The following is a 22,342-nucleotide window of genomic DNA, read 5'->3' as shown; positions in this document are numbered from 1 at the left end:
TTCTTCGCTCACCCCGAAGTTGGAGTGGAGGGGCTACGGCTTTGTCGCGGTAAGCGTCAAGCTCGTCGGATTCTTCGCGCAGCGAGCGGCCCGCTCCTGATCCGCTGGCGCGACCGTCGCGGAGGGTTTCACCGGGGACCAGTCGATGTTGGCGAAGCCTGCGGTTTGCAGGACATCCACGATTGTCGCCGTGGGCCAGTGGTGTACTTCGATCTCCGTGGGCGGGTTGGTCAGGACAGCGACCTTGAACTTGTCGCCTTCCTTCGGGTCGGCCGGGCGGTAGGTGCGGAAGCCGGCCGCGGATTCGGATTCTTCGCTGGAGTCGGCGTTCGCGCTCAGGATGACCAGCTTGCCGCCGGGTTTTAGGTTGGCGTGCATGGTGTTCGCCATGGTCTGCATGGTTTCCCGGGAGTCCGCGTAGTGCAGGACATGGATGGCCGTTACCACGTCGAACTCGCCTTGGAGCGGCATTGCTGCCAGGTCTTGGACTTGGTAGGCGATGCCTTGCGGGTCCCGCCCTTCAGCTTGCTGTGCCAGGGCGATCATGCCGGGGGACAGGTCGGTGCCTACCACTTGTGCGGCGCCCAGTTGTTTGATGCGGCGGGTAAAGCTGCCTTCGCCGCAGCCGACGTCCAGGACTCGCAGGCCGTGCAGGTCGCCTAGGAGTTCTTTGAAGGACGGCCATTCCAGGTTTTCCCGGACGAAGCTGATTACCGCTTCCACGTCGGCGAAAGTGGTGGCTACTTGATCGTACTGGTCGGTCATGAGGGGTCTCCGTGGTCAGGCGGGGCGGATTGTGGCGTAACCCTGGCCGGGGTCTGGTTTCAGGGCCGAGGTGTCAGAGAAGATTACGTTCGCCAGCGGGAGGGGCTGGTGGTAGAAGTTCAGGGAGGCGTCTACTTCGAAGATTCTGCACGAAGAGACGAAGAAAGGCAGTTCGGCGATGAGGTAGTTTTTCGCTTCGGCGATTTGTGCGGGGGTGGGGGTGTTCGCTAAGCCTTTGGCGGCCAGTACTTCTTTGGTCATTTCTGTGCTCGCGGTCGACAGGGCTGGGTCGGTGGCCGTGAGGTGGGCGCAGTGTGCCAGAGTCTCGGTGTAGGTCGGGTTTTCCGAGAGTTCGGACATCCGGTGCAGGCCGTCGGTTGCTCTGGGGCCGCCCAGGTCGTCCCAGGCTCGGATTACTCGGTTGCGCAGGACGTTGGTTTCCGACCGGGCCTTCTTCGCGGCCTTGGTTTCGTCGTAGCCCAAGGCGGTGTAGGTGTGTTGCAGGGCGCTGTCGGGAATGATGACGTCGATTTGCTTGAATTCTGTTTGCAGCCAGTCCAGCGTCAAGCGAATCCGCTCTACGTTGAAGTAGCTGTTGCCGGGGCTCACGCCGAAGACGGCGTGGCGGCGGGATTCCCAGACTTCGCTGCACGACGTGGTCAAAGGTTCCACGCTGAAGCCGTTGCTGATCATGTCCAGCGTCCGGTGCCGGGGGTGGCCACGGTGTCCAGATGGGTGCGGCGCAGTTCTTCCCGGACGATTTTTCCGGTTGCGGTCCTTGGCATGTCCGTCGTCTTGATGACCACTGGGTCGGCCAAAGCGGGGAGGCCGGTGCGGGCTACGGACCAGTCGGTTTCGTCCAAGCGGCCGTCCCGGGTGGCGACGACGGGGAGGGGCAGGGCGTTTTCGCGCGGGAGGATGGCTACGTCGGAGCCTTCTGGCAGGCGGTCTACCAGGGTGTCTTCGAATTCCAGGTAGCCGATGCCGGAGGAGACGTTGACCTCGCGGTCCACGATCTTCAACGCTCCGGTCGGGGTGAGGATGCCGATGTCGCCGGTGTTCCACCAGTCGCCGACCAGTTTCTCTTTCCAGCGCTCGGGTTCGCCGTAGTAGCCGGCGCAGCGGGCCTTGGTTTTGGCCAGGACCAGGCCGGGGCGGCCGCGTTCGACTGGTTCGAAGGTTGCCGGGTCGACGATCTTGAGGGTGACGAAACCGGGCATGGGGCGGCCTACGACGCGCGGGCCGGGTTTGTGGTCGCGTGCGCGGTTGGCGGAGCGGCGCGAGATCACGGTCATGCCCATGCCGCCGGTTTCCGACTGGCCGTAACCGTCGCGCCAGAGCGGGAACGGGTGCCGGGACGCGTTCAGGAAGCGGCGAATGACCGGCCAGCGGATCGCGTCGAAATTGCCGGCGAACAGGCGGATGCGGGAGAACGGGTTGTCCGCGCCGGTGCGGATCAGCGGGGCCATCGCCGAATAGTCGATGGGCAGGGCTTCCATGAAGGTCGGCCGGTATTTGCGGAATATCCGGTCGACTGTCTCGGGGGAGCTGTCGTCCATCGCCAGCACAGTGGCGGGGGAGAGGGTCAGCACCGAATAGATCCAGGTGAAGGCGCGGGCGTGCACGTAGGGCGTGAACATCGCGACCACGTCGTTGCGGCGGAACGTCAAGGGCGGGAAATGGCGGCATTCCAGCCGTGCCATTTGTTTCTGGATGGTGGCCGGCGGGAAGATGATCAGCTTGGGGATGCCGGTCGTGCCTGAGGTGTGGGTGAGCATCAGGAGTTCGTCGTCCCGGCGGGGGACGGCGTGCAGGTGCGGCTCTGCTTTGAGATCGGCGTAGGTCTGTGCGTGCGGCGAGTCCCCGTCGACGCTGAAGATCTTTCCTTCGAGAGCGGGGAACGCCGCGGGCGAGATTTCCGCGCGTTCGATGCGTTCGGCGTCGGTGACGATCGCCGAGGCTTCCGCGCGGCGGATCAGGCTTTGTACGGCTTCCTTTCCCAGCAGGCCGGACAGCATCACGGCGACCCCGCCGATCCGGGCGATCGCGGCGGCCAGCAGAATGCAGTCGAAATGATTGGCTTTGTATACGACCACCCGGTCGCCGGGTTTCACGCCGGCTTTACTCAGCACCCCCGCGGTATCCCGGACCAAGGACGCCAGCGCGGGAAGGTCGAGCGTCGACCGGTTCTCCCGGTCGATGTCGAGCGGCCGGGACAGGTGGAACGTCATGGGCTTGCCCGAACTGCTTCGGTGATCGAACAGTTCGCCCAGGCTGAAGGCCCAGTTCGGTTTCATCGGTGAGGTGCTCCTATGCGGTGGAATGCGGCAGCGCGAGGCCGGGCCCGAATTCGGGCAAGGGGAAGCGCAGCGAGTCGAATGGCGCTCGAATCGCTGGCGGGAATGTTCAGATGGCAGAGCAACGCTGATCCGGGCACCGCCCCCGCGATGCCCGGATCAGTGAAGATGGCCTACCGGTAGCCGGTAAGCAAACAAGCAGAAACGTATGGAAGCGAATCCACTCAAGCCCCCTGATGTTTTGAGTTTCGCTTTGTGCCCCATTAGAGCTATACCTGGGCGGATAGTGACTGTCAATGGTCCGTTGGTAGTGATCAATGCGGGGACTGCGACAAGTGGGGGACATCGCGCATGGCCCGAGAGCGTCGTTGTGTCGGTTTTGTCGAGGCTGGAATGTATCCGCAGTTGAACGCTTCGGTTAAGGTATGCTGCGGACGTTCTGGGGCGAGTGTTTTGTTTCTGGGGGAATTGCCGGGAGGTGGGTTTCGATCAGCGAGGGCGCGAGCAGCCCGGTCGAGCGGGCTCGTTCGACCGCTTCGGCTCGGCGGTGCGCGCCGAGTTTCCGGTAGAGATTCCGGACGTGCGTCTTGACCGTGTTCCGCGAGACGGTGAGCGCGTCGGCGATTTCCGGGATCGACAGATTGGTCGGCAGGTAGCGCAGCACGCGGATTTCGGCTTCACTCAACGGATCCAGCGGCGGTGCGAGATGAGGCGCCGAGGGAGCCCGGCCGGCCAGGAGGCCGCGGATGCTGGCGATGAGCCCGGCGTGCCGGGTGCGGTGCGCGGCGTGGCGGGCCAGCAGGTCCGGCGTCGGATGCAACAGGAACCAGACCAGCGCACCGTCCGGTTCGGCCAGGTCGAGTGCGCGTTCGAGGGCGTGCCCGGCGGTACTGCGGTGTCCGAGCGCGTCCCTGGCGACGGCTTCCAGCAGGTACGCCTGGGTTCGCCAGGTGGGCCACAGCACTGGTGCGGACAGGTCCAGCACCGTGGCGAGCGCGGCCGACGCGGCGAGCGGATCGCCGTCGGCGAGGTGCAGCATCGCCCGCACGATCCGCACCTCGCCGTGGTCGCGATAGCGGTGGTCGAAGCTGGCGATGACCCGTTCGACGTGCTCGGTTTCGCCGAGCCGGACCAGGGCCTGCAGTTGGAAACCGCGCATGGCGAGCGTCATCGGGTTCGGCGCGGTGAGCAGCCGGGCGAGCCGGTCGGCGACGCTGAAAGCGGCCACCGCTTCGGCGTTTCGGCCGCGTGCCATCGCCAGTGTCGCGCGGACGTGCGCGATCCCCATTCCGGCCAGCGGCTGGGCTTCGGGGCGGATCGTCCGTTCGGCACGGTGGACCCATTGCTGCGATTCGTCGAGAAGTCCTTGCCAGGCATGGACCGCGCCGAGTGTCATGTACGCGACCCCGGCGGCCGGTTCGTCGGTCCAGCCGTGCCGTTCGGCCAGCGCGACGGCTTGTCCACCGTGGTCGGTCGCCTGGCCGAAGGACAGGAAGAACTCGTTCGCCGCCTGATAGGCGAGGCTGCTGAACTCCAGGTACGGCCGTTGTGCGCGGGTGCGGCCGCGTTCCAGGTGACGTCGTGCGTCGGCGAAGTTCGCTGTCCAGTATTCCGGGCTGTCGAGGCTGATCAGCGCTAGCGCACGCAGGTCTTCGTTCAGCGTGGGCAGCCGCTGGGCCAAACCGGTCACTGCGGACAGATCTCCGAGCCGACGAGCCAGCATCAGCCGGACGAGGTCGCGTACGAATGCCGCCTGTTCGCGACGCTCTTCGGCTACCGCATTCCGCTCTGCCTGGTCCAGATACTGCTGTGCCGCCTCGACCGAGCCGTGCGCCAGTTCGTCCGCGGCGCGGAGAGTCGCGAGTTCCGCTTGTGTCGCAACAATTTCTGCGGGAAACCCGGTGAGCAGATCGTGTGCGGTGGCGGATCGGCCGTCGAGCTGCAGGACCGGCCAGTGGTCGGCGAGCAGCCGCGTGGCGAGCGGCCAATCCCGCGCGGCTTGGGCGTGCCGGATCGCCTCGGTTACGCGGCCGTTGCGGGCGAGCCATCCGGCGGCGGTCCGGTGCAACGCGGTTTCCTCTGTCGCGGTGCGACGCAGTTCCAGGCGCAGGAGACCGGCGAACAACCGGTGGTAGCGGAACCACGTCCGGCCGGTGTCGAGGGAGTGCACGAAAGCGTTCGCCCGCTCCAGATCCTGGAGGATCCGCTCTCCTCCGGCTCCGCCGGTGAGCAAGTCGGCCAGTTCGCCGTTGACGTGCTCGAGGATCGAAGTGCGCAGCAGCAGTTCCCGCACTTCGCCGGTCTGCTGCTCCAGCACTTCCGCCAGCAGGTACTCGGCTACCGTCCGCTCGCTGCCGGAGAATTGGGCGACGAACCGTTCCGGATCGGGGTGCCCGGCAAGGGAAAGGGCCGCTAGCCGCAACCCGGCGACCCAGCCCTCGGTGCGGTCCAGCAGCGACGCTAGCGCGTCCTCAGACACTGTCACCCCGGCTAGATCAAGCAGTTGCCTCGCATCGTCGAGGGTGAACCGGAGATCGGACGCGCGGATTTCGGTCAGCTCGCCGTCCAGCCGCACGCGGTGCAGGCCCCGGATCTCGTGCCGCGTGACCAGGACGAGCCGCAATCGCGCTGGGGCGCGCAGGGTGAGGAGTTCGAGCTGCCGGGTCTCGGCGGTACTCAACTCGTGCACGTCGTCGATTACCAGCCAGAGCCGTACCGTCAGCGGTGCGACGTCCGCGAGCAGCCGTTCCACCATCGCGAGGGCGTCGAGATCCGGAGCTGGGGTGAGCGCTCGCACCAGCGGCGCGCCCGGACCGGTGCCCCGGAGCGCGTCGAGCACCGCTGGCCAGAACTTCTCGCGGGAGCCGACCCAGGCCGCGCGCTCGGTCAGGTTCGCGTCCTCGATCCACGACCGGACCAGCATGCTTTTCCCGCTGCCCGCGGGCGCGGACACCACCGTCACGCGCGCTGCCGCGGTGAGCCGTTCGAACAGCGCCGGCCGCCGCACGACTTTCATGGCGTCGATCAAATCACCCCGATGGGGTGAGGGCCGCTCACCTCGTGCTCCCACAGGCTGAGGAGGAACCGATCGGACAAGGGGAGAAGTACGTGCAGGCAGTCGTGAACACCGACGAAGGAATCCGCGTCGTCCAGGTCGACGAACCGGACGAGCCGGGGGTGCGGATTTCCGTCGCCTCCGCGGGGATCTGCGGGACGGATGTGCTGTTCGCCAGTGCTGGCGTGATGGGCTTCGTCTACGGCCACGAGTTCGCCGGAGTGGACGACACCGGGCAGGCCTACTTCGTCGAGCCGACCGTCTACGGCGGAGCTTGCGACGAGTGCCGCGCCGGCCATCCGCAGCGGTGCACTGAAGAAGGCCACGGCAACCTCGGGGTGTTCAGCGACGGCGGGATGACTGAGCAGATCGTCGTGCCCGAGTACACCTTGCTGGCGTTGCCGCCGGAGCTGTCCGTCCGGGACGCGTGCCTGATCGAGCCCGGCTCGGTGGCCTGGCACGCGGTCCGGCGCGCGCAGCCTCGCGAGGGCGAACGGATTCTCGTGGTCGGCGGCGGTTCGATCGGGTTGCTGGCTGCCGCGGCCGCGCGCAGCCAAGGGTTCGAAGCCGATCTGGAAGCCCGGCACCCGGCGCAGCTGGAGGCCGCCGAACGACTGGGGTTCGCCCGGCCGAGCGGCTCGTACGACGTGGTGATCGACGCGGCGGGGAGCGCGACCAGCCTCGATCGGGCCGCGGAAGCCGCCCGGCCGGGCGGGCGGATCGTTCCGCTGGGCGTCTATCTGGACCGGATGCCGGTGCCGGGCAGTGCGGTGAGCCAGGTCAAGGAGTTGACCTACGTCAGCAGCATCGCTTACGGCCGTCACGACGGGGTCCGGGAGGTCGAGGAGGTCGCGGGCATGCTGGCCGGGAATCCCGAACTCGCGCGGACGATCATCACCCATCGGTATCCGCTCGCGGACGCGCACGAGGCGTTCCGTGTCGCGGGCGACCGTGCGGCGGGGGCGATCAAGGTGGTTCTCGAACCCTGATCTCACGCCGGCCGGTTGCCGCCGATGTGCGTGGTGAGGCCATGGCGAGGCGCTAGAGGACCAGTGCGTAATTCCCAGCGGCTTCCACTACATGGCCGGCTCGCGCTCGTGAAGAGCGCGAGCCGGTTGTGTTTTGTGGGCCGTACCTCTGCTCCTCGCTCGGAGCCTCGCCCTGAACGCCGCGTTAGGTTGCGCAGGGTAGGTGGTGTTGCTACTTCCAGCGGAAGCTTGCTAGGCGGTCACGGTTCAAGAGATTGATCTTTAGAGCCACCAATCTTCCGGTGAGCGACGGTCGGGGTATCTCGATCCACTCTGTGCAGCCGAATTCGGTGAAGATCCGTGGCATTGCGCGCAGGTAGCGACCGTCGAAGCAGACGGAGTATGGGGTCATCTGTTCTCGGATGTCCCTGCCGTGCAGAAATATCTCACGCAGGTCGGCTCCACATCTTTCTGTATAAGCCAAACCGGCACGCGCGGCGCGGAGCAAGGGGCTTGTATTATGCCAGCGACGCGCTATGTAGCGCTCGGCTTCCAGACTGGCGGCGACGTCATTAAGCAGGATCTGTTCCATGCGGATTGTTTTGCTTCTGGTCAGCTCTATGAGTCCGAAGCGGACTTCGATGGGAATCCGTCTTTCTATTCCGGCAAAGCATGGTGCCATGCCATGTTTTGGGTCGTTGAGTCTTGCTGTGACTGTCGCCGGGTTTGCTCGACGCTCTCGGTAGGCGGCCTGCCTGCAGGAAGACGAGCAGTATTCGCGTGGTCTGCCGGTTGGTTTCCCTAAAACAGGGATCTTTGGCTGGCGGCAGTGCTGGCAAATGAGAACACCGTCAACGCCGTGGCGTGAGCCGATTTTGCGCACCGCTGGAGAGCTGTGCCAGTCCAGTTCTTCATTGGAAATTCCGTTTTCTTGGAGTAACTGGCGGAGCTGTCTTCGTCCTGAGCGGAGGATGCCATGCATGCGGCCCAGGTAATCGTAGTCTGGAAGTACTCGAGCGACGCGTGCCTTGAATAGGCGGACTAGAATCGTGACGGGAACCTCAAAGGCATCGCGCAGGACAACAAAGTCTGCGACATAAGCCTTCATTTGGGCGAGCGCGGAGCCAAGTGGGTCGTTGTCGCTCGAGTGGATAGCGGCTTTGGCTGTCGGGTCGGACTGGCTCATGCGAGCCCTCTTGCGATGACCCGGATGCGGCTGATTCCGCTCGCCATCTCAGGCAGTGCACCAAGTACGGCTGCGAGGTCGCAGGGGTTTGCCCGGTTGATCGCGGTGGTGGCGATGGTTCGGATGGTACGCATCGCGACTGCGACGCTGGCACACCACGTGCACATCGCCATGGCGGCGAAGACTGCGGTGGTGTTGGTGATCGAGTGCATCGGGTCTCCTCATGAAAACGGGCCTCCGCAGTGAAACGCGAAGGCCCTGAAAAACAAAAAAGCCCGACCAGCGGTTGCTGATGGGCTTGCGGACACAGAAGTGCCCTGCGGAACTGACTCTAGCAGATGGATTCTTTGCCCCACGGGGAGGGTTCGATGGGGAGTTTTTGCTGATCAGGGGTGGTTCGATGGCTGAAACCAGAAAACTTTTTGTTTCGTAACGCCAGTCTGCGACTTGATCAATGGCTTGCGCCCATGGGCTGTGCCTTTAGTCATCGTGACAGCTGATGTCCTCGGGCGTTTCGCGTCGCGCGCGACCGTGCGGCCGGGGCGATCAAGGTGGTTCTCGAACCCTGATCTCACGCCGGCCGGTTGCCGCCGATGTGCGTGGTGAGCGTGGCTGCTGTCGCGGCGACGGCTTCGGCTAGGTCGGGGAACGTCTCTTCGCAGGGACCGTCCTCTGGGCAGAGATGCCGGAGGGTCACGCTGATCGCGGCCATCGGGCGGGAGCCGTGGTCGAACACCGGAGCCGCGACAGATGCGAAGCCGGCTGTCACGTGGCCATCTTCCACCGACCAGCCCAGGCGGCGCTCGGCGGCCAAGATGCGGCGTAGGGCGGCCAGCGAATTAGGCCCGCGCGGAGTGCGCAGGACGAACGACGCGGCGGCCGGGAACAGGGCGCGGACGTGTGCGGCTGGCAGGTGTTGCAGCATCGCGCGGCCGGAGGCGGTCAGGTGCGCGGGCAGGCGTACGCCGACGTCGGTGACCAGCGTTTCCGGGCGCGCTGGGCGTTCCTTGATCAGGTACAGCGATTCGTTGCCGTGCAGGACGCCGAGGTGCGCGGTGTGGCCGATGCGGTCGACCAGTTTGCGCAGCAGCGGTCCGGCAAGCCGCTCCAGCGGGTCGTGGCGCAGGTAGGCCGAGCCGAGTTCGAAGGCGGCGATGCCGAGGCCGTAGCGGCGTTCGGCGGGCAGGTGGGTGACGAAACCGGCCGCGGTCAGCTCGTTGAGCAGGTGATACGTCGTCGACCGGGGCAGTTCCAGGTCGCGGGCGATGGCCGCGGCCGAGACCGGTCCGGCGTGCCCGGCGAGCAGGCGCAGCACCGAGAGGCCGTTGCGCAGGGCGGGAACGTCGGAACTGCTCACGGTCACGTCCTCTCGAAGGGTGCGAGGGGACCCCTCGGGCCGCCCGAACGGAGTATGAGGGGTCCCTTCGCACCGGCGGTCGAGGCTCTCGCCACGTATTGTCTTGGATGCCAGACACTACCGCGAACTCCGCACTGTCGCTCCGGCTCGCCGGAAGGTGCAATGGCGGCATGCCGGAACCAGTCCTCCTGAGCTCGAACCCGATGACCGCGGCGCAGGTCGTCGACATCGTCCGCGGGCACGCGCACGTCGGGCTCGCCGAGTCGGTCGAGAAGAACCTCGCCGCCACTCGCCAGCACATCGAAGACCTCGCCGACGCCACGACGCCGACCTACGGGGTCTCGACCGGGTTCGGCGCGCTCGCCACGCGCCACATCCCCGTCGAGAGCCGCACCGCGCTGCAGCGCAGCCTGATCCGCTCGCACGCCGCGGGCGCCGGGCCCGCGGTGGAGCCGGAGGTGGTGCGCGCCTTGATGCTGCTGCGCCTGCGCACGCTGGCCAGTGGCTACACCGGCGTCCGGCCGCAGACGGCGCAAACGCTTGCGGCGCTGCTCAACGCGGACATCACGCCGGTCGTGCACGAGTACGGCTCGCTCGGCTGCTCCGGTGACCTCGCGCCGCTGGCCGCGGTCGCGCTGGCGTTGATGGGCGAGGGCGAGGTGTTCCACGCGGGTGAGCGAAAGCCCGCCGCGGACGCTTTGCGGGCGGCGGGGATCACGCCGGTCGTGCTGGCCGAAAAGGAGGGCCTCGCGCTCACCAACGGTACCGACGGCATGCTCGGCATGCTGCTGCTCGCCGCCGCTGACCTGCACCGGCTGCTGGACGTCGCGGACATCACCGCGGCGATGAGCGTCGAGGCGCTGCTGGGCACTGACCGCGCGTTCGCGGCGGACCTGCAGGCGCTCCGGCCGCACCCGGGACAGGCGACCAGCGCGGCGCGGATGTTCGCGGCGCTGCAGGGGTCGAAGATCGTGGAAAGCCACCGCGGTCCGGATTGCAACCGTGTGCAGGACGCGTACTCGCTGCGGTGCGCGCCTCAGGTGCACGGTGCCGCGCGGGACACGCTGACGCACGCGGAACTGGTCGCGGACCGGGAGCTTCAGTCCGCTGTGGACAATCCGGTGGTGCTGGCCGACGGCCGGGTGGAGTCGAACGGCAACTTCCACGGGGCGCCGGTCGCGTACGTGCTCGACTTCCTCGCGGTCCCGGTGGCGGACGTGGCGAGCATCGCCGAACGCCGCACCGACCGGATGCTCGACCAGGCGCGGTCGCACGGGCTGCCGCCGTTCCTCGCGCACGACCCCGGCGTCGACTCCGGGCACATGATCGCGCAGTACACCCAGGCCGCGGTGGTCAGTGAGCTGAAGCGGCTCGCGGTCCCCGCCTCGGTGGACTCGATCCCGAGCAGCGCGATGCAGGAAGACCACGTGTCCATGGGCTGGTCCGCCGCGCGCAAGCTGCGCAAGGCGGTCGACGGCCTGACCACCGTGCTCGCTGTCGAACTGCTCACCGCGGCCCGCGCGCTCGATTTCCGCGCGCCGCTGCAACCCTCGCCGGTCACCGGACGCGTCCGGGACCTGTTGCGCACCAAGGTCGAGGGTCCCGGCCCCGATCGTCACCTGGCGCCCGAGATCGCGGCCGCCGAAGAACTCGTGCGGTCGGGCGCTGTCCTGGCCGCGGCCGAACTGGAGGCCTGAGCATGACAAGCACCGCCCGTACCGTCCGCGCCGCCCGGGGGACCTCGCTCACCGCGAAGAACTGGCAGACCGAGGCCGCGCTGCGGATGTTCCACAACAACCTCGACCCCGAGGTCGCCGAGCGGCCCGAGGACCTGGTGGTCTACGGCGGCACCGGCCGCGCCGCGCGCAACTGGGCGAGCTTCGACGCGATCACCCGCGAGCTGACCGCGCTGGAGCAGGACGAAACGCTGCTGGTCCAGTCCGGCAAGCCGGTCGGCGTGTTCCGCACGCACGAGTGGGCTCCGCGGGTGCTGATCGCGAACTCGAACCTGGTGGGCGACTGGGCGACCTGGCCGGAGTTCCGCCGGCTGGAGCAGCAGGGCCTGACCATGTACGGCCAGATGACCGCGGGCTCGTGGATTTACATTGGCACGCAAGGCATTCTGCAGGGCACCTACGAAACGTTCGCCGCGGTGGCGAAGAAGCGGTTCGGCGGAACGCTGCGCGGCACCCTCACCGTCACCGCCGGGCTCGGCGGCATGGGCGGCGCGCAGCCGCTGGCGGTCACGATGAACGACGGTGTGGCGTTGTGCATCGAGGTCGACGCCCAGCGCGCGCACCGCCGGGTCGAGCACCGCTATCTCGACGAGGTGGCGGACGACCTGGACGACGCGATCCGCCGGGTCACCGCGGCGAAGAAGGAACGGCGGCCGCTGTCGGTAGGCGTCGTCGGCAACGCCGCCGAGGTGCTGCCGGAGCTGCTGCGCCGCGAGGTCGAGGTGGACATCGTCACCGACCAGACCTCGGCGCACGACCCGCTGTCCTACCTGCCCAAGGGCATCAGCGTGGACGACTGGCAGGACTACGCGGCGAAGAAGCCGGACGAGTTCACCGACCGGGCGCGCGAGTCGATGGCGGACCACGTCGACGCGATGCTCGGATTCCTCGACCGCGGTGCCGAGGTATTCGACTACGGCAACTCCCTGCGCGGCGAGGCGAAACTCGGCGGCTGCGAGCGCGCGTTCGACTTCCCCGGTTTCGTGCCCGCCTACATCCGGCCGCTGTTCTGCGAGGGCAACGGGCCGTTCCGCTGGGCCGCGCTTTCCGGCGACCCGGAGGACATCGCCGCGACCGACCGGGCGATGCTCGAACTGTTCCCGGAGAACGAATCGCTGGCCCGCTGGATCAAGATGGCCGGCGAGCGGGTCGCGTTCCAGGGTCTGCCCGCCCGGATCTGCTGGCTCGGCTACGGCGAACGGCACCTGGCCGGCCTGCGCTTCAACGAGATGGTGGCCAGCGGCGAGCTGAAGGCCCCGGTCGTGATCGGTCGCGACCACCTCGACTCGGGCAGTGTCGCCTCGCCGTACCGCGAGACCGAGGGCATGGCCGACGGCTCCGACGCGATCGCCGACTGGCCGCTGCTCAACGCGCTGGTCAACACCTCCTCCGGCGCGAGCTGGGTGTCCATCCACCACGGCGGCGGGGTCGGCATGGGCCGGTCCATCCACGCCGGGCAGGTGAGCGTCGCGGACGGCACGCCGCTGGCGGCGCAGAAGCTGGAGCGGGTGCTCACGAACGACCCGGGCATGGGCGTCATCCGGCACGTCGACGCCGGGTACGACCGCGCGGCCGAGGTCGCCGACGAGCGCGGCGTGCGGATTCCGATGCGGGAGCAGGCGTGACCGCATCCGGGCTGCTCGGCGAGATCGCCGACGTCGGACGCGACGCCCGGCGCGGCGGCTACTCGCGGCACGCGTTCGATTCGCCGGAACACGACCTGCGCACGTGGTTCGTCGAACGGGCGCAGCAGCTGAGCCTCGACGTCGAGACCGACCGCAACGGCAACCTGTGGGCGTGGTGGGGCGCTCCCGGCGCGAACGCGGTCGTCACCGGCAGCCACCTGGACTCGGTGCCGGGCGGCGGCGCGTTCGACGGCCCGCTCGGCGTCGTAAGTGCGCTGGCTGCGGTGGAAGCGTTGCAGGCCAAGGGTTTCCGTCCGAATAAACCGTTCGCGGTGGTGGTCTTCGCCGAGGAGGAGGGCGGGCGCTTCGGCGTGCCGTGTCTCGGTTCGCGGCTGCTCACCGGGACGATCGACGCGGACCGGGCCCGGGCGCTGCGGGATCCGGCCGGGGTCACGTTCGCCGAGGCCGCGGCGAAGGCGGGGCTGGATGTCGACCGCGTCGGCGCGGATCCGGACCGGCTCGGGCTGATCGGGCAGTTCCTGGAGCTGCATGTCGAACAGGGCAGGGGGCTGATCGACCTCGGATCGCCGGTGGCGGTCGGCAACACGGTGATCGCGCACGGCCGGTGGCGGTTCTCCTTCGCCGGACAGGGAAATCACGCGGGCGCGACGTTGCTCGCGGACCGGGTGGACCCGATGGTGCCCGCCGCCGAGACCGTGGTGGCGGTGCGACGGTTGGCGCGGAAGCTGCCGGACGCGCGGGCGACGGTGGGACGCCTGGTGCCCACGCCGGGCGGAACGAACGTAATTGCGTCCACTGTGGACTTATGGGTGGACGCGCGGGTGCCGGGCACTGCCACGCCGGAGCTGGTCGAGGAGATCACTCGGGAGGCGCGGGCGGCCGCCGAGGCGGAAGGGTGCGAGCTGGCGGTCACCCGCGAGTCGTACTCCGACGACGTGGTGTTCGACGAGTCGCTGCGGCGGTCGCTGGGAGAGTGGCTGGGCACTCCGCCCGAGCTGCCCACCGGTGCCGGGCACGACGCGGCGATCCTGGCGGGATTCGTGCCGTCCGGGATGCTGTACGTCCGCAATCCGACCGGGATCAGCCATGCACCGGAGGAATTCGCCGAGGAAGACGACGTCGAGGCCGGGGCCAGGGCGCTGGCTGAGGTGCTGGAGCGGCTCGCGAGATGACCACTTACTGGTGTGAACGGGCCTGGCTGCCCGAAGGGGTCGCGGACGCGGTCCGGGTCGAAATCGCCGACGGCCGGATCGTCTCGGTGGCTACCGGCGCAGAGAAGGCCGGAATAGTCCTTAATGGACTGACTCTGCCCGGGTTCGCCAACGGGCATTCGCACGCGTTCCACCGCGCGCTGCGAGGCCGGACGCACCACGAGCGGGGCACGTTCTGGACCTGGCGGGAGCGGATGTACTCGCTCGCCGCCCGGCTCGATCCGGATTCGTACTACCGGCTCGCCCGTGGCGTGTACGCGGAGATGGTGCTGGCGGGCTACACGAGCGTCGCCGAGTTCCACTATCTGCACCACGGGCCGGGCGGCAAGCCCTACGCGTCGCCCAACGCCATGGGCGACGCGTTGCGGCAGGCCGCGCGGGACGCCGGGATCCGGATGACCCTGCTCGACACCTGCTACCTTGCCGGCGGCATCGGCGTGCCGCCGGACGAGGTGCAGAAGCGGTTCTCGGACGGTTCCGCCGAGAACTGGGCGGAACGCGTCACGCTGCTGAAAGAGGACGACCTGTTCCGTGTCGGCGGGGCGATCCACTCGGTGCGTGCGGTGCCGGAGTACGAGCTGCCGAAGGTGGCCGACGCCGTGCCGGAGGACCGGCCGTTGCACATCCACCTCTCCGAACAGCGCGCGGAGAACGAGCAGTGCGAGGCCGCCTACCGCTGGACTCCGACCGGGCTGCTGTGGGACTACGGCGTGCTCAGCGAGCGGCTCACCGCGGTGCATGCCACGCACCTGACCGAGCAGGACGTCAAGTGGCTGGGCGAATCCCGGAGCGGCGCGTGCTTCTGCCCGACCACTGAACGCGACCTCGGCGACGGCATCGGACCGGCGCGAAGCCTGCTTGACGCGGGCGTGCGGCTCAGCATCGGCAGCGACAGCAACGCGGTGGTCGACGCGTTCGAGGAGACCAGAGCGCTGGAGCTGGACGACCGGCTCGCCAGCGAGGAACGCGGCCGGTTCACCGCCGAGGAACTGCTGGCCGCCGGGACGGAGCACAGCTCCGCTGGCTGGCCGGAGACCGGCACCCTCGCGGCCGGTGCCGGGGCGGACTTGGTGACGGTGGCGACGGATACGGTGCGCACGGCCGGGATCGAGCCGTCCGGCGTGCTGTTCGCCGCCGCGGCCGCGGACGTCCGTACCGTGGTGGTGGCCGGGCGGGAAGTGGTGCGCGACGGCGCGCACGTACTGATCGAACGACCGGAAACCTTACTGGCCAAGGAGATCGAGGCGCTGTGGCAGTTCTGATCACCGGAATCGGCGAACTCACCACGAACGACCCGGAGCTGGGCAAGCTCCGCGACGCCGCACTGGTGCTCGACGGCGAGACCGTCGTGTGGGCCGGTCCGTCCGGACAGGCTCCGGACGCCGACGAGCGCGTCGACGTCGAGGGCCGGGCGGTGCTGCCGGGGTGGGTGGACAGCCACACCCACCTGGTGTTCGCGGGCGACCGCACCGCCGAGTTCGAGGCGCGGATGGCCGGACAGGCTTACGCGGCAGGCGGAATCGCGGTCACCGTCGATGCCACGCGGGCGGCTTCGGATGAGCAGCTGGCGGCGAACCTTCGCCGACACGTCGAGGAGGCGGCTGCGCAGGGCACCACCTGCTTGGAGACGAAGACCGGCTACGGCCTTACCGTCGCCGACGAGGCACGGTCGGCGCGGATCGCCGGCGAGGTCGCCGACGAGGTGACCTTCCTCGGGGCGCACCTCGTGCCGCCGGGCGCGGACGCGGAGTCCTATGTGGACTTGGTCTGCGGCGAGATGCTGGACGCGGTCGCGCCGCACGTGCGGTGGGCCGACGTGTTCTGCGAGACCGGAGCGTTCGACGAGGCGCAGTCGGCGCGGGTGCTCAAGGCGGCGGCGGAACGCGGGCTTGGGTTGCGGGTGCACGGCAATCAGCTCGGCGAGGGCCCGGGCGTGCGGCTCGCGGTGGAGCTGGACGCGGCGAGCGTCGACCACTGCACGTACCTGAGCGATGCCGATGCCGAGGCGCTGGCGTCGTCCAATACGGTCGCGACAGTGCTGCCTGCCTGCGATTTGTCCACGAGGCAGTCGCTCGCTCCGGCGCGCCGGCTGCTCGACGCTGGTGCGACGGTCGCGTTGGCCAGCAACGCGAACCCGGGCAGTTCGTACACCACGTCGATGGCGTTCTGCGTGACGACGGCCGTGCTGCAGATGCGGATGACCGTGGACGAAGCCGTGTGGTCGGCGACCGCCGGTGGCGCGCGGGCGCTTCGCCGCGACGACGTCGGATATCTGCGGCCGGGTGCTCGGGCGGATTTGCATGTACTCGACGCTCCGTCCACTACGCATCTCGCTTATCGGCCCGGTGTCCCGCTGACCCACGCGGTGTGGCGGAAGGGAGAACAGATTCGGTGAGCTGGACGGGGACCTGAGCGAACTCCTCGTGAGGAGCGCTCCTGTCGATGAAAACTGGGCAGGCAGCGCCTCCTCCACGCCCAGCGGCTCTCCTCTCGCGACGAGCGCCTGCGACCTGCTGACGTTCGATCGCCGACATCTCGACAGCGACGGTCGAGGAGCACCAGGTCCTGTCCTTGATCGAACCCGCCGAGCACGGTCGTGCTCGGCTCCTGCATCACGGCGCTGTCGCTTGCCTGGTTTCCTGGTCACCGGAGCGCAACCGGGTGAGGCTGACTAGCGCTGTGAGGCCGCACAGCCAGGCAAACCAGTCGCCAAAGCGGCGGTAGGGCGTGTCGCCCGATCCGAGCGGAACGTCGGCGATCGCGACGGCCACCGGTGCGGAGCCGGTGCGGGTTTCGGCGAGCACGTGACCGCTGGCGTCGCTCAGCATCGGGGCTCCGCGGGCGGCGCTCCAGGCGACTGAGACACCGTTTTCGGCACCGCGGAGGAGTGCGGTGCGGCTGTGTTGCCAGCCATCGACGTCTTCGTCGGAGGCCGGGACGAGGACCAAGCCGGTTCCGGCCTGCCCGTAGTCGCGGGTCGGCGACTGGCCGTTGACGTCCATGCAGACTTCGAGACCGATGCGGTGCCCGGTGAGGTGCGCGAGGGCAGGGGCCGGGGTAGCCGGCGCGGAACCGGTGCGCCACTTGCGGTATTCGACTATCGGCCCAGCCGGTGGCACGTCGAGCGCGGTGTTCGCACCGTCGATGATCGCACCGGTGACGATGTGCAGATTCTTCGTGCGAGCGATGGCCGCGAGCGGATCAGTGATGTTCGCCAGGCGCGCCCGGGTGGCACCGAACGCGGCTTCGGGGAGCACCGCGATGCGGGTGCCGGCGGGCAGGCCGGACAGAGCGTCCACATAGGACTGCAGGACCTGGCGGCCAGGGGGAGTGGCCGGGTTTGGAGCCCAGTTCGGCGTACTGCGGGCGACTACGGCGACGCGGACTCGGTCGCCGGTGGGCAGAGGAGACGTTGCGCCCCAGACGAGAGCGCCGCCGACCAGTACGGCGACGGTCAGGGTGATCGCGGCGCGGGTGATTTTCGCGGTGCCTGGTGCGAGCGCCGCGGCGAGCGAAGCAGGGGCAAGGAGGACGAGGTACTCGACACCCCAGCCGCCGGTCACCGTGACCAGGTGCAGCACCGCGGGGTGGTCGGCTTGGCTGGTCATGAAAGTGCCCAGAACTCCGGTCGGGCTGGCGAGACTGAATCCGTACAGGACGGATGTCCACAGCGCGGGCGGCGCGAAGGCGGCGAGGACAGGACGGGCGGCTCGGGCCAGCCGGCGGAACAGCGCGACTGTCGCGGCGAACAGCAGCGGGGTGCCGAGCAGGATCGAAAGCGCCCCGGGCAGCGGGATCGCTTGGGAGTGCAGGAAGTAGGACCAGCTTCCGGCGCTGCCGCCGAAGCAGGCGAGGAATGCCGTCGCGGCGGCCACCCAGGCGTTGACTCGCGGTGCGATCAGCAGGACCGGCAGCGGTGCGAGCCACGCCAGCGGCGCGATCGGCTCGAGCCCCAGCCCGAAGTGGAAGAGAACGCCGGAGACCAGCGCTGCGGCACTGGCCCAGACCAGCGGGCGGGATCCGGAGTGGAGCGGCATGCCGATCGTCTCCTCGCGGGTGGCTGTTGTCTGCGGGAATCCATGCTCGCCGCGAAACGGCGGACGGGCACTGGGCTCTGCCACCGGATTCGGGGTGGGGGCCGCCCTACCGCCGGCAAAAAGGTGGCGACGGAGTCGGCGGCTGCGCTACCGTGAAAGGGAACAGGACGCGCGAAAGACCATTGTCCGGTATGGGTTAGGCTGGACGACCTATTCGCTCTGTTTCCGAGTGCCCAGCGCAAGCGGGCCAGCCCAGTGCGTCCCTCTCGAACCAGAACGTTGGTACGGAAGGGACTTCGCTGATGGCGGACAATACTGACCACACTGTGCTCGTGATCGGAGCGGGACTCGGCGGGTTGTGCCTCGCCCAGGGGCTGCGCAAAGCCGGGATCCCGTATGCGGTCTACGAACGCGATCCCGCGCTGGACGCGCGCAGGCAAGGCTACCGGCTGCACATCGATTCCAGCGGCGACCAGGCGTTGCGGGACGTTCTGCCGCCGCATCTGCACGAGCTGTTCCTGGCCACCTCGGGCCGGCCGCGCAACGCCACCACGATTTACGACAGCCAGCTGACACCGGTCACCGAGTTCGTGCTGGACCAGGGCGAGGTCCAGCGCAATGTCAACCGGTTCACGCTCCGGGAGATTCTGTTCGAGGGCCTCGAGAACGTCCACTTCGGCAAAGAGTTCGTCCGGTACGAAAAGCGCGACGGCGGCGTGATCGCGCACTTCGCTGACGGGACGCAGGCACGCGGCGCGGTGCTTGTCGGCGCGGACGGCGTGAATTCGCCGGTGCGCCGCCAGTATCTTCCGCACGCGCCGGTCGTCGACACCGGATTGCGCCAGCTGTACGGGAAGATCCCGCTCACCGCGGCGAACCGGGAGTTGTTCGACCCGGCCATGTTCTCGGTGTTCAACATTATTTCCGGACCGGCGAAACAGATGATCGGAGTCGCGCCGGTCGACTATCCGGAGCCGATCCCCGACGCCTGCGCGCGGCTCGCGCCCGGCGTCCGGCTCAGCCCCGACGAGCCGTACATGACCTGCGCTTTCGGTGCGCGCCAGGAAATTTTCGGGCGGACCGACGACGAACTCCGCGCGCTGTCCGGGGACGAGATGCACAAGCTCGTGCTCGACCGGGTCGCCGACTGGCATCCGAAAGTGCGCCGGATCGTCGAAAGCTGGGTCCCGGAAACGGTATTCCTCCTCTCGATCCGGACCAGCGTGCCCATCGGGCCGTGGGAGCCGTCGCAGGTGAGCCTGGTCGGCGACGCGATCCACGCGATGAGCCCGGCCGCCGGAGCCGGGGCGAACACCGCGATGCGCGACGGCGCCGCGCTCGCCGCCGCGCTGAGCAGCGGCAAACCGGACGCGATCGGGGAATACGAGGCGGAAATGCGCCGGTACGGATTTGCCGCGGTGCGCGAATCCGCGGCGAATGGGGCGCAGCACCTCGGGCAGAACCCATTGCCGGAAATGTCTTCGGTGCCCGTTTTCTGAAACAGGTGAAGGAAGTGCGCGGGGGCAGAGTTCCTGCCCCCGCGCCCGACCCTGCGCGCGATCCCGAACCGCTCGCGCGACGATGAATACGGACCAGCAGGTGAACGGCGGAAAACCGGCGACGGCGGCAAGATCGCGTTCATTCAGAGTTCAACTACTGGCCACTCGCTGAGGGATCTGGGGACACCCCTGGCGTCGGTACCGTCACTCCCGCAGGACACTCCGAAGTGGAGAGCGGGCATGGACTTTTCTCTCATCGTCCTGGTGGTGATCGTCGCGGCGCTGGCCTTCGACTTCACCAACGGGTTCCACGACACGGCCAACGCGATGGCCACTTCCATCGCCACCGGCGCGCTGAAACCCCGGGTCGCGGTCGCGATCTCGGCGGTGCTGAATCTCGTCGGCGCGTTTCTTTCGATCGAGGTCGCGAAGACCATTTCCGGCGGGATCGTCGACGACGCCAAGGTCACGCCGGTGGTGATTTTCGCCGGATTGGTCGGGGCGATCGTCTGGAATCTCGTCACGTGGCTGGTCGGGCTGCCGTCGAGTTCGTCGCACGCTTTGTTCGGCGGGCTGATCGGGGCGACCTGGATCGCGTCCGGCGCGGACGCGGTGCACTTCGCCAAGGTCGTCGAAAAGGTGCTGATCCCGGCCATCGCGTCGCCGGTGGTGGCGGGAATCGTCGCGATCGTCGGCACGTTCCTCGTCTACCGGATCACCGCCAAGTCTCGTCAGGACGTCGTCGGCAAGGGGTTCAAGACCGGCCAGGTGCTTTCGGCCAGCCTGGTTTCGCTCGCGCACGGCACCAACGACGCGCAGAAGACGATGGGTGTCATCACGCTCGCGCTGATCGCGGGCGGTTCGCTCGCGCCGGGGTCGAACCCGCCGGTCTGGGTCATCCTCGCCTCCGGCGCGGCGATCGCGCTCGGCACCTACTTCGGCGGCTGGCGGATCATCCAGACGATGGGCAAGAAGCTCACCGAAATCCAGACGCCGCAAGGGTTTGCCGCCGAGACGAGTTCCGCGGCGGTCATCCTGGCCTCGTCGCACCTCGGCTTCGCGCTGTCGACCACGCACGTCACCTCGGGCGGCATCATCGGCTCCGGGCTCGGCCGCAAGCTCGCCGAGGTCCGCTGGGGCGTCGCGGGCAAGATGGTGATCGCCTGGGCGCTCACGCTGCCCGCCGCCGCGATCGTCGGAGCCATCGCCGCCGCGGTCTCCACGCGCGGCAGCTGGGGCACCGTCCTCGTCGGCGGGGTCGGGGTGCTGCTCGCGCTGGGCATCTGGCTCGTGTCGCGGCGCAATCCGGTCACGCCGGCCACCGTCAACAACGAGCCGGAGGCTGCCGACGCCGCCCCGGTCGCGGTCTGAAGGAGCACGACATGGCGATCAACTGGGGTGCCCTCGGCATCGTTTTCGTGGTGGCGCTGGCCGCGGTGGTCGTGCTCACCGGGCTGTTCGCGTACGGGGTGCGCGGCCTGTCCGAACGCGTGACAGCCCGGGCGCACGGCGGCAGCGGCACGGTTCAGCTGACCGGTGCGGTCGTGTGTTTCGCGATCTGTGCCGCGGTGATCGGGTACGGGATCTATCTGATCGTGGCCTAGGCGAGCGCCGCCTCCGCGCGGGCTCGCAGTTCTTCCGGAAGCTCGTCGAGCAGCGGTCGCACCGTTGCCCGGCGAGCTTCGTTCAGGTGGGCCAGCACGTCCAGCGTCGGCACCCACAGCGACTCGTCCGCGGCGGCCGTGCGGACCAGCGCGGGCAGCCGGTCGTCGCCGAGCAGGCTGAGCACGTGGTCGATCCGGCTCCGGTCGTCCAGCACGTACGCCGTGTGCAGGAGACCGGCGTCGCCCAGCAGGCCGACGCAGCGGCGCACCGTGTCGTCCGGCAGGTGGCCGACGAACCGGCCCAGCGTGATCCAGTCCTCGCGGCGGGTCAGTTCTTCGGCGACGGCCACGACCGTCGCCACCGGAATCCGCGTGATGATCGAGGTCGCGCGTCGCGGGTCCAGCTCCGCGGCGACCGAGGCGAGGAACTTCGGCGACAGCCGCTTCGCGACGTCCACCCCGCGCGACACGTCGACCAGCCCGGCGATCCGCGCGCACAACAGCGGGCCGAACACCTTCTCGGCGATCTTCGCGGTCACCGCCGCCGGAAGCAGCCTGCTGGCCAGCGCCATCCGCTCCAGGACGACGAGGTTCGCGTCGAACAGCGTGGTCGTCACCTGCTCGCGCAGCAGCCGCACCTCGCCCTGGTCGACGTCGGCGAGGTAGTCGAGCCGGGCGGGGTCGACGTCGAGCACCCGGGCGAGCTTGAGGATCTCCGGGTTCACAGGCCGACCGCTTTCCGCACCGCGCCGCGCAGCAGCGCGGGCACGTACTTCAGGCTTTCCTCACCCGCGCGGGCGAGCGCGTGTGCTTGCCGGTGCCGGGCGTCCCGCAACGCCGCTGCCAGATCCTGTTTATGCTGCTCAGACAAGCTTTCGATGCCGTCAGGCAGTGGAGCGCCGAGCTGTTCGGCCAGGGTGCGTTCAGCCATGGTGACCCATCATGCCGCACGATCGCGCCCTTGACTTTCGGCAGTGGTGA

At 68.4% G+C, this 22,342-nt stretch carries 19 protein-coding genes; 9 read left to right on the top strand and 10 right to left on the bottom strand.

What is annotated here, in order from left to right:
- Positions 1–33 precede the first annotated feature (33 nt).
- The 4 genes from ACWGIC_RS30595 to ACWGIC_RS30580 all read right to left on the bottom strand — a co-directional run bounded on the left by ACWGIC_RS30595 (position 34) and on the right by ACWGIC_RS30580 (position 6,078).
- Complete coding sequence (locus ACWGIC_RS30595; RefSeq protein WP_452079381.1) at positions 34–765, bottom strand: class I SAM-dependent methyltransferase; 732 nt, start codon at positions 763–765, stop codon at positions 34–36.
- Positions 766–780: 15 nt separating this feature from the next.
- The gene (locus ACWGIC_RS30590) at positions 781–1,458 is read right to left on the bottom strand and encodes a tRNA-dependent cyclodipeptide synthase (protein WP_452079380.1); all 678 of its coding nucleotides are present in this window, start codon (positions 1,456–1,458) and stop codon (positions 781–783) included.
- A complete protein-coding gene (locus tag ACWGIC_RS30585; protein ID WP_452079379.1) occupies positions 1,455–3,062 on the bottom strand; it encodes a class I adenylate-forming enzyme family protein in 1,608 nt (535 codons plus the stop codon). Before ACWGIC_RS30585 ends, ACWGIC_RS30590 begins: the two co-directional genes overlap by 4 nt.
- A gap of 418 nt (positions 3,063–3,480) precedes the next feature.
- On the bottom strand, positions 3,481–6,078 hold the full coding sequence (locus ACWGIC_RS30580; RefSeq protein WP_452079378.1) for a LuxR C-terminal-related transcriptional regulator: 2,598 nt from the start codon (positions 6,076–6,078) through the stop codon (positions 3,481–3,483).
- Positions 6,079–6,122: 44 nt separating this feature from the next.
- Between ACWGIC_RS30580 and ACWGIC_RS30575 the strand changes: the two genes are divergently transcribed.
- The gene (locus ACWGIC_RS30575) at positions 6,123–7,106 is read left to right on the top strand and encodes a zinc-dependent alcohol dehydrogenase (protein WP_452079377.1); all 984 of its coding nucleotides are present in this window, start codon (positions 6,123–6,125) and stop codon (positions 7,104–7,106) included.
- Between the two features lie 211 nt (positions 7,107–7,317).
- Here the strand turns inward: ACWGIC_RS30575 and ACWGIC_RS30570 are convergent, their stop codons facing one another.
- The 3 genes from ACWGIC_RS30570 to ACWGIC_RS30560 all read right to left on the bottom strand — a co-directional run bounded on the left by ACWGIC_RS30570 (position 7,318) and on the right by ACWGIC_RS30560 (position 9,628).
- Positions 7,318–8,271 carry a hypothetical protein gene (locus tag ACWGIC_RS30570; RefSeq protein WP_452079376.1) on the bottom strand — a complete coding sequence of 318 codons (954 nt, stop codon included), beginning with the start codon at positions 8,269–8,271 and terminating at the stop codon, positions 7,318–7,320.
- A complete protein-coding gene (locus tag ACWGIC_RS30565) occupies positions 8,268–8,483 on the bottom strand; it encodes a hypothetical protein (protein WP_452079375.1) in 216 nt (71 codons plus the stop codon). Before ACWGIC_RS30565 ends, ACWGIC_RS30570 begins: the two co-directional genes overlap by 4 nt.
- Positions 8,484–8,842: 359 nt before the next feature.
- Positions 8,843–9,628 carry an IclR family transcriptional regulator gene (locus tag ACWGIC_RS30560; RefSeq protein WP_452079374.1) on the bottom strand — a complete coding sequence of 262 codons (786 nt, stop codon included), beginning with the start codon at positions 9,626–9,628 and terminating at the stop codon, positions 8,843–8,845.
- 170 nt (positions 9,629–9,798) lie between these two features.
- On the opposite strand from ACWGIC_RS30560, the gene hutH reads away from it, so the two are divergent.
- Genes hutH through hutI form a run of 5 tightly spaced genes read left to right on the top strand, consistent with a single transcriptional unit; the run spans position 9,799 to position 16,616 of the window.
- A complete protein-coding gene (gene hutH, locus ACWGIC_RS30555; protein WP_452079373.1) occupies positions 9,799–11,325 on the top strand; it encodes a histidine ammonia-lyase in 1,527 nt (508 codons plus the stop codon).
- 2 nt (positions 11,326–11,327) lie between these two features.
- Positions 11,328–12,989: a urocanate hydratase gene (hutU, locus tag ACWGIC_RS30550; RefSeq protein ID WP_452079372.1), complete on the top strand. Its 1,662-nt coding sequence runs from the start codon at positions 11,328–11,330 to the stop codon at positions 12,987–12,989.
- On the top strand, positions 12,986–14,182 hold the full coding sequence (locus tag ACWGIC_RS30545; protein WP_452079371.1) for an allantoate amidohydrolase: 1,197 nt from the start codon (positions 12,986–12,988) through the stop codon (positions 14,180–14,182). The genes hutU and ACWGIC_RS30545 overlap by 4 nt, the downstream gene beginning before the upstream one ends.
- Positions 14,179–15,483 (top strand): formimidoylglutamate deiminase, encoded by a 1,305-nt coding sequence (locus ACWGIC_RS30540; protein ID WP_452079370.1) that lies wholly within the window; start codon positions 14,179–14,181, stop codon positions 15,481–15,483. The genes ACWGIC_RS30545 and ACWGIC_RS30540 overlap by 4 nt, the downstream gene beginning before the upstream one ends.
- Positions 15,471–16,616 (top strand): imidazolonepropionase, encoded by a 1,146-nt coding sequence (gene hutI / locus ACWGIC_RS30535; RefSeq protein WP_452079369.1) that lies wholly within the window; start codon positions 15,471–15,473, stop codon positions 16,614–16,616. Before ACWGIC_RS30540 ends, hutI begins: the two co-directional genes overlap by 13 nt.
- Before the next feature lie 217 nt (positions 16,617–16,833).
- Here hutI and ACWGIC_RS30530 read toward each other — a convergent pair whose 3' ends face one another.
- Positions 16,834–18,258 carry an acyltransferase gene (locus ACWGIC_RS30530; RefSeq protein WP_452079368.1) on the bottom strand — a complete coding sequence of 475 codons (1,425 nt, stop codon included), beginning with the start codon at positions 18,256–18,258 and terminating at the stop codon, positions 16,834–16,836.
- Positions 18,259–18,560: 302 nt separating this feature from the next.
- Here ACWGIC_RS30530 and ACWGIC_RS30525 point away from each other — a divergent pair, with 302 nt between their 5' ends.
- From ACWGIC_RS30525 to ACWGIC_RS30515, 3 genes are all read left to right on the top strand, one after another.
- Complete coding sequence (locus ACWGIC_RS30525) at positions 18,561–19,757, top strand: FAD-dependent oxidoreductase (protein WP_452079367.1); 1,197 nt, start codon at positions 18,561–18,563, stop codon at positions 19,755–19,757.
- Positions 19,758–19,997: 240 nt separating this feature from the next.
- Positions 19,998–21,128: an anion permease gene (locus ACWGIC_RS30520; RefSeq protein ID WP_452079366.1), complete on the top strand. Its 1,131-nt coding sequence runs from the start codon at positions 19,998–20,000 to the stop codon at positions 21,126–21,128.
- 11 nt (positions 21,129–21,139) lie between these two features.
- Complete coding sequence (locus ACWGIC_RS30515; RefSeq protein ID WP_182895320.1) at positions 21,140–21,361, top strand: hypothetical protein; 222 nt, start codon at positions 21,140–21,142, stop codon at positions 21,359–21,361.
- Here ACWGIC_RS30515 and ACWGIC_RS30510 read toward each other — a convergent pair.
- Complete coding sequence (locus ACWGIC_RS30510) at positions 21,358–22,086, bottom strand: hypothetical protein (protein WP_452079365.1); 729 nt, start codon at positions 22,084–22,086, stop codon at positions 21,358–21,360. The genes ACWGIC_RS30515 and ACWGIC_RS30510 overlap by 4 nt on opposite strands.
- Complete coding sequence (locus ACWGIC_RS30505; protein ID WP_452079364.1) at positions 22,083–22,292, bottom strand: hypothetical protein; 210 nt, start codon at positions 22,290–22,292, stop codon at positions 22,083–22,085. Before ACWGIC_RS30505 ends, ACWGIC_RS30510 begins: the two co-directional genes overlap by 4 nt.
- Between the last annotated feature and the right edge of the window lie 50 nt (positions 22,293–22,342).

It is taken from the genome of Amycolatopsis sp. NPDC054798 (assembly GCF_053611505.1).
Note: the sequence above shows the minus strand (reverse complement) of the source record. Positions and strands in the feature narration are given on the sequence as shown.